Raw genomic sequence first — 7,316 nt, 5'->3', positions numbered from 1 at the left:
CGCCCGCGCCGCCGCCGCGCGCTGCCGCACCGCGCGCCAGCGCCGGCACGATCGAAGTCATCCGAGGTTCCTCGACGCAGCAGGAGGCGTTTTGAGCATGCGTTTATCGGTACGCCACCGGGCGTTCGCATCATGCGCGGTTCGCGCTCGGCTGATCGGGTCGGCACTTGTGTTGGCCGCTACGCTGGCCGGTGTCGCATCGCAGCCTGCCTACGCGCAATCCGCGGATGCCTTGCTGCTGGATGTGAACGATCAGCATGCGCTGGATCTGCCGAGCCAGCCCGTGCGGGTGCTGGTGGCCGATCCCTCCGTGGCAGACGTGCAGATCCTGCGTGCGGGCGGCGGCCGTCCTGCCGCGGTGATGGTCGTGGGCAAGAAGCCCGGTGCAACCCGGTTGCAGGTCTGGCTGCGTGGCGAGCGCGATCCGCGCATCACCACCGTCACGGTGCAAGGTGGCATGCAGTCTGCCTTGCCGCCGATCGACGGCGTGAATGTCGCGCTGCGGGGTGATGCCGGGGTGATGACCGGGCAAGCGCCCTCGCTGCTCGCGCACCGGGCCGCGCGTGCCGCCGCTGAGGATGCCGTCGGCGCGGACAAGCTGCTGGATGGCACGACGGTAGGCCCGACTGGCACCGTGCAGGTGGAGGTGAAAGTCGTCGAGGTTAACCGCAGCGTGATGAAGGAGGCCGGTTTTCAGATCGGCGCCAGCAACACCCGGGGTGGCTTCTCCTTTGGCCTAGCGGGTGGCAGTACGGTCACGAACGGCTGGGATGCCGCCGTCGGGCTGGTGCGCGGCGCGTTCAATCTGGATGCCACGCTCAGCCTGCTGCAGGGCAATGGCCTTGCCCGCGTGCTGGCCGAGCCCACCTTGTTGGCTTTGTCGGGACAAAGTGCGAGCTTTCTGGCTGGCGGCGAGATCCCCGTGCCCACGGCAGGCGGCCTGGGGACGCAATCCGTCGAGTACAAGCCCTTCGGGATCGGCCTGACTGTGACGCCCACCGTGCTGGCCGCCGACCGTATCGCGCTCAAGGTAGCTCCCGAGGCGAGCGAGCTGGATTGGGCCAACGGCGTGCCCGTCACGAGCGGCAACACTACCACGACGCTGCCTGCCTTGCGCACGCGACGCGCAGATACCACGGTGGAGCTTGGCGACGGAGAGAGCTTCGTGATCGGCGGGCTCGTCTCGCGCAACACCATCGCGTCAGTGAACAAAATTCCCTTCCTCGGCGATCTGCCGGTGCTCGGCGCGTTCTTTCGCAACGTGCGCTATAGCCAGGAAGAAATGGAACTCGTCATCGTGGTCACGCCGCGGCTCGTTCGGCCCATCGCGCGCGGGTGACCTTGCCGATGCCCGGTGAGCGCGAGGAGCGTCGGGACACGGCGACGACGGCCTGGGGGTACTACCTCCTGGGCGGCGCGAGTGGCGACGACATGCCAGGCTTCTCGCGGTGAGGAAACCCACATGAACACCAGTGTCGAGGGATGGATGCCGCACAGCGGACAGGACGACAGGCAGGACCGGCGCTTTCTTTTGTATTCCGCGGATCGGACGCTGGCCGCCGCGTTGGCGCTTGCGCTCGGCCGTGCCGGCTCACTGGCCCAGGAGGCCGATCCAGCCCGCCTGGCCGACACGCTCGCCGACGTGCAGCCTCACCTGGTATTCCTGGACTTCAACCCCGATCCGGCAGACCCTGCCAAGCTCGCGGGCGCGGCGGCGCGCGCCGCGGCGTTGGCGCGCCTGTCGCCCTCGGTGCCACGCGTGGCGCTGGGCGCCCAGCATCGGCCTGAGGGCCCGCTGGCGGCGCTGCGCGCGGGCGTGAGCGACTACGTTGATCCCTTCGGGGCGCCGGCCGAGGTGCAGGAAGTGGTGCTGCGCCTGTGCGGCGGCACTTCGGGTCTGGAAGCCGCTGCACGCAGTGTGGCTGTGCTGGGTGTGCGCGCGGGCGTGGGGGCATCGACGTTCTGCGCACACCTGTGCGATCTGGCCGGCCGGGCGGCCAAATCGGGCGGCCGCGAGCACCGAGTGGCCTTGCTGGATCTGGGCTGCCCGGTAGGCGATGCGCAGCTCTACCTGGCCACGGGTACCGGCGAGTTCGATTTCGCGCAGGCGGTCCAAGCCTTGCCACGATTGGACAAGACCCTGGTGCGCACGGCGTTTGCCACCAGTGCGGGTGGCGTGACGGTGGTGCCGTTGCCGACCGACCTGGACGCCATGCAGGCAGTCTCGCATGGCGATGCCCTGGCGCTCGTGAGCACGCTGACACGGCACTTCGGTACCGTCGTGACAGACTTGGGTGGATTCCCCAATGCGGACTTCAGCGCGCGCCTGGCGGCACAGGCCGACGAGGCCTGGCTTTTCACGGACCAGAGCGTCGGCGCGCTGGTGTCGCTTGCGCAGACCTTGCGGGATCTGGAGGCGCGAGGCTTGCGCCGCAGCCGGCTGCGCCTCATCGTGAACCGCTACGACCCCGCGTACGGCATGTCCGGCGAACAGATCGCCCAGCGGTTCGGCATGAAGCTGCTGGGCGAGATACCAGATCGCACGCGGCAGCTCATGTCGAGCGCAAATCAGGGGCGGCTGCTGCATGTTCAGGCGGACGCCGATCCCTACGTGCGCGCGGTGCAGACGATCCTGCGCGACGGCCTGCGTGCAGAGGGGGCAGGCGGACGCGGCAACTGGCTGCATCGGCTGCTGGACAAGAGCGGGGCAGGCCCCCGCCGGCATTCATAGGACATTGCGATATGCCCATGGGATCTGGCGTGAAGTTTGCCGACGACCAGGCGGGAGCCGGGTTCTCCGCCTCACCGCGCTTTCAGGAAGTGAAGTCCGCGGCGTACGAGCATCTGCTTGGGCGCATCGAAGAACTTGGCGCGGAGTTCGGGCGTTGGTCTCGCGGTGCCATCCAGCAGTTCGTGGACATCGAGGTGGACAGCTTCGCCCGCATGCGGCGCATGGCGCTCAACGAGACCGAACTGCGCCAGATGGCCGAGGCGTTGACGAAGGAGCTGGCAGGGCTCGGTCCGCTGGAGGACTTGCTGTCGGACCCAGCGGTCGAAGACGTGCTCATCAACGGCCATGACCGGGTGTTCGTCTCGCGCAAAGGGGTACTTGCCCGCGAGCCGCTGCATTTCTCCGACAACCAGCACGTGCTGCGCATCGTGCGCCGCATCCTCGCCCCCTTGGGGCGTAGGCTGGACGAATCCACGCCAATGGTGGACGCGCGACTGCCCGATGGCGGCCGCTTGAATGTCATCATCCCGCCGCTCGCGGTAGACGGCCCGATGGTCTCGATCCGCAAGTTTCGCCAGGATCCCTTGAAGCCGTCGGATCTGCTCGCCCTGGGCACCTTCAACGACGAAATCCACCAGCTGCTCGAGCTCGCCGTGCGCCAGCGCTGCAACATCCTTGTGTCTGGCGGCACGAGCTCGGGCAAGACATCGCTCCTCAACGCGCTGGCCTTCTTCCTGCCGGAAACTGAACGCGTGGTCACGGTGGAGGACACGGCGGAACTTTCGCTGAACCATCCGCACGTGGTGCGGCTGGAGTCGCGCCAGGGCGGGTTCGACGGCGGCGGGCTGGTCACCATCCGCGACCTGATCCGCAACAGTCTGCGCATGCGCCCAGACCGGGTGGTGGTGGGGGAAGTGCGGGGCGCTGAGGTGATGGACATGCTGCAGGCCATGAACACTGGCCACGAAGGCTCGATGGCCACCATCCACGCCAACTCCCCACGCGAGTGCTTGTACCGCATCGAGATGCTGGCCGGCTTCGCAGGGTTCCAAGGGAGCGAGGACAGCCTTCGCCGCCAGATTGCGAGCGCCATCGACTTCATCATCCAGATCGGGCGCCTGCCCGATGGCAAGCGCCGGGTGCTGTCGATCACGGAAGTCACTGGCATGGGCGACAACGTCATCTCGACCCAGGAACTCTATCGCCACGAGCTGGCGCCTCAGGCCGACGGCACCGACGCCGATCGTTGGGTGTCGCTGGGCATCCTGCCACATACGCCCAAGCTCGCACGACAACGTGACGTGCTGCGCCCGGGGGCTGCACGAGCAAGTGCCGAGGCGGCGCCCCGCAACGGCGGCTTCTGGGGCCGGGGGCGCTGACGATGGTGCTCGCGCTCGGATTAGGCAGCCTTTCCCTGCTGCTGCTGGCGATGTCGCTGCTGCTGTGGCGCACCGCGCGCGAGCGGGATCAGCGTCTGCTCGCCGAGCGTTTCATCGATCAGCAACTGTCCCGGCTCGATCCGGCCGCACCCGCCGTCGCGGCTGCAGGGTCTGCACAGCGGCCTGCCTCTAGGCTCGGGCCGCAAGTCTGGACGGCGCTATTGCTGCGCGCGGGCAAACTGCCAGATGCGCGCTGGCATCTGCGCCTCGCGCTAGTCCTCGTGCTGGCTGCTGCCTTGGGCGGTGTGGCGCTGAGTTGGGCAGGACTGGTGCTCGGCGTGCTCTTGGCGGCCGCCGGTCTGCTTGGCTACCTCATGGTACTGGCAGGCCGCCGGCAGGCGCGCATGGTGGATCAGTTGCCGGGTTTCATCGACGCTATCGTCCGGCTGATCACTATCGGCAACAGCCTCGGCGCGGCGTTCCAGACGGCGTCGCAAACCCTGGACGCTCCCTTGTCCGAAGCCATGACGCGCGCGGCGAATCTCAATCGGTCGGGTGTGGAGCTCGACGAGGCCTTGCATGCGGTGGCTGCGCTGTATCGGCTGCGCGAATTCGAGCTGCTCGCCGCCATCACGAGTCTGGCGCTGCGCTTTGGCGGGCGCAGCGATCAGGTGCTCGAACGCATGGCGGTCTTCATGCGCGATCTGCGCCAGGCCCGGCAGGAGCTCACGGCGATGTCGGCCGAGATCCGGCTGTCGGCGTGGATCCTGGCGCTGCTGCCGGTAGGTGTGGCCTTCTTCATCATCGTGTTCAACAACGCCTTGTTCATGACGATGTGGCACGACGGCACGGGGCGCCTCATGCTCGCCGGCGCGGTGGTGCTGCAGGTGCTGGGCACGATCTGGCTCTACCGCATGGCGCGGGCCATCTGAGGGGCGACGCCATGGCTGATACCTCGTTCGCCGTCTTGCTGCAGCCCGCCATGCTCCAGGCGCTCGCGCTCGGTTGCGTGGCCGCAGCCGTGCTCATCATGGCTGTGGCCGTCGGCCTGCGCCTGCATCGGCAGAGCCGGGCGCGCCAGACGGTCGAGTCCGCACTCGCGCGGCGCGAGTCCGTGGCCAGCGGCGCACCACCGCGGGCACGTCCGACGGATCTGCTGGGGCGTTGGCTCGATCAGGCAGTGCAGTTCGGTGGCTGGGTGCTCGCGCGCTGGGGCGAATCCATCCTGCCTGACGACGAGAAGCGCCTGATCGACGTCTGCGGATTTCGGGATCTCGCGCGGGCGCGGGCGCTGTATGCCAGCGTGCGGGTCGCGCTGCCCGTGCTCCTGCCGGTTCTGGGCTGGCTGATCTGGGGGCTCTGGCTGCGCGTGGGCGAGGGCTTGATGCCCGTGCTGCTGGTGGCGTTCTTCGGATTCGGCTTCGGCTGGATGCTCCCCAAGTGGCTCATCCAGCGCCGTGTGGCTGGCCGCCGCAAGGCCGTGAAGGAAGAGTTGCCGCTGCTCGTGGATCTGCTGCGGTTGCTGCAGGGCGTGGGCCTGTCGGTGGACCAGTCGCTGCACGTCATCGTGACGGACTTTCGCAGCGTGCTGCCCGTCCTGGGCTTCGAGTTGTCGGTGGCTGTGGAGCGCCACGCCCGAGGCGTGGAGCGCGGCCAGTCGCTGCGGCGCATGGCCAAGGGTTTCGACAACGACGATCTGGCGGCGATCGCGCGGCTCATCGTGCAGGTGGATGAGCACGGCGGCGCGGTCCAGGAGCCGTTGCGGCAGTTCAGTGAGCGTCTGCGCGAGCAGCGTCGCATGGAGTTCAAGGAGCGGGTGGGGCGGCTCACGGTCAAGATGACCGGCGTGATGGTGCTCACGCTGCTCCCTGCGTTGTTGATCGTCACGGCCGGGGCAGGGTTTTTGGCGTTGTTCCGCGGGCTGGCCCGTGTCGTGGTGGGAGGATGAGATGAGACCGTGGTGGAGTGGTGTGGCCTTGGCAGCATTCCTGGCAGGATGCTCGACGCCGGAGACGGCCTTTCAGCTGATGCGCGAGCAGCAGCAACTGCAGCGTGCCGCCCAGGATCACGATGCCCGGCAGCGCACCGAGGCGGTGGCGGCCGAGGACGTGGTCTATCTCTCGACCATCCGCCGACTGCAGTCCGAAGGACGGCACTTCGCCGCCCTCGCGCATCTGGACGCGTACCAGAATCGCTTTGGCGACAACGCCCAGACCGCGTTGCTGCGCGCCGATGCCTTGCGCGCGACGGGGCAGCGGCAGGCGAGCGAATCGGCCTATCAGGCGCTGCTGGAGGGTCCCGAGGCTGCCGCTGCCTGGCATGGCCTCGGCCTGCTCGCCGCGGCCGGCAATGACTTGCCGCGTGCGACGGCCGCACTGGCACGCGCGGCCGCCTTGGCGCCGACGAACGTGGATATCCTGGGTGACCTTGGCTATGCCCGCCTGCGCGCCGGGGATCGTCAGGGTGCTCGCGTGCCGCTCGCGCAGGCGGCCGAACTCGCACCGGACAACCTCAAGGCCGTGGCCAACCTGGCGGTGTTGATGGCGGCCGAAGGCAATGTCGACGGCGCTGAAGCGGTCATGGCTCGCGCAGGGATCACCGACGCAGCCCGTGAAGCCGTGCGTCGACAGGCCGCGCAGCTCGCGGCGTTGCCGATGACGACAACGAACACCGCAACGGCGATTGCCCCAGCGCAGGCTATCGCCGCAGCATCGCCTGCGCGCCCGCCGGATGCCGTCGTGCCAGTATCGCCCTCGAGAGGGCAGCCAGCGCCGAGCGCCGAAACCGAGCGCCCGGTCGTGCGTGCCCTCGGCGCGGTGGCCACCGCGCCTGCGCCGCCTGGGGCGAGCGCAGAGGCCGTGCCGTCGGGCATTGCGCCAGTATCCGCAGCCTCTCCAACGCTCGATCTGTATGCGGCGCCGCTGCCCACTTTGCTCGACCGCATCGCCGCGGGCGGCTCCACCGTGCAATGACAGGAACGCCATGTCCGTGACTTATCGCCTTTCCTGCCTCGTGGCCGCGCTGCTCTGGCTGCCCGCTGCCATGGCCCAGCTCAATCCGCCGCTCACGGGCGGTGCCGCCTCGGCGGCGCCTGCTGCTGCGCCCGTGAACCCCGCGCCAGAGCGTCCGCTCGTACGGCAGGTGCCGGCCGTGCCAGGGGGCGCCCAAGCGTTGCCCGTGTCGCCTGCGGGCTCGACCAACGCCCC

5 protein-coding genes and 2 pseudogenes are annotated in these 7,316 nt (G+C 68.6%); all 7 read left to right on the top strand.

Going from position 1 to position 7,316, the window contains the following annotated elements:
• The first annotated feature begins 97 nt into the window (after positions 1-97).
• A pseudogene (locus IMZ29_RS21830) lies at positions 98-1,452 on the top strand (type II and III secretion system protein family protein).
• A gap of 10 nt (positions 1,453-1,462) precedes the next feature.
• On the top strand, positions 1,463-2,731 hold the full coding sequence (locus IMZ29_RS21825; RefSeq protein WP_253207373.1) for a P-loop NTPase family protein: 1,269 nt from the start codon (positions 1,463-1,465) through the stop codon (positions 2,729-2,731).
• Between the two features lie 17 nt (positions 2,732-2,748).
• Positions 2,749-4,110 carry a TadA family conjugal transfer-associated ATPase gene (locus IMZ29_RS21820; RefSeq protein WP_216188295.1) on the top strand — a complete coding sequence of 454 codons (1,362 nt, stop codon included), beginning with the start codon at positions 2,749-2,751 and terminating at the stop codon, positions 4,108-4,110.
• Between the two features lie 2 nt (positions 4,111-4,112).
• Positions 4,113-5,042, top strand: a complete 930-nt coding sequence (locus tag IMZ29_RS21815; RefSeq protein ID WP_216188293.1) for a type II secretion system F family protein — start codon at positions 4,113-4,115, stop codon at positions 5,040-5,042.
• Between the two features lie 11 nt (positions 5,043-5,053).
• The gene (locus tag IMZ29_RS21810) at positions 5,054-6,058 is read left to right on the top strand and encodes a type II secretion system F family protein (protein ID WP_216188291.1); all 1,005 of its coding nucleotides are present in this window, start codon (positions 5,054-5,056) and stop codon (positions 6,056-6,058) included.
• A gap of 28 nt (positions 6,059-6,086) precedes the next feature.
• The gene (locus IMZ29_RS21805) at positions 6,087-7,082 is read left to right on the top strand and encodes a tetratricopeptide repeat protein (RefSeq protein WP_216188289.1); all 996 of its coding nucleotides are present in this window, start codon (positions 6,087-6,089) and stop codon (positions 7,080-7,082) included.
• 16 nt (positions 7,083-7,098) lie between these two features.
• Positions 7,099-7,316, top strand: a pseudogene (locus IMZ29_RS21800) (DUF3613 domain-containing protein); the annotation flags it as partial.

Origin of the sequence: Verticiella alkaliphila (genome assembly GCF_018904615.1) — a bacterium.
GTDB classification, from domain to species: Bacteria; Pseudomonadota; Gammaproteobacteria; order Burkholderiales; family Burkholderiaceae_B; genus Verticiella; species Verticiella alkaliphila.
This window is presented reverse-complemented; position numbering and strand designations above follow the sequence as displayed.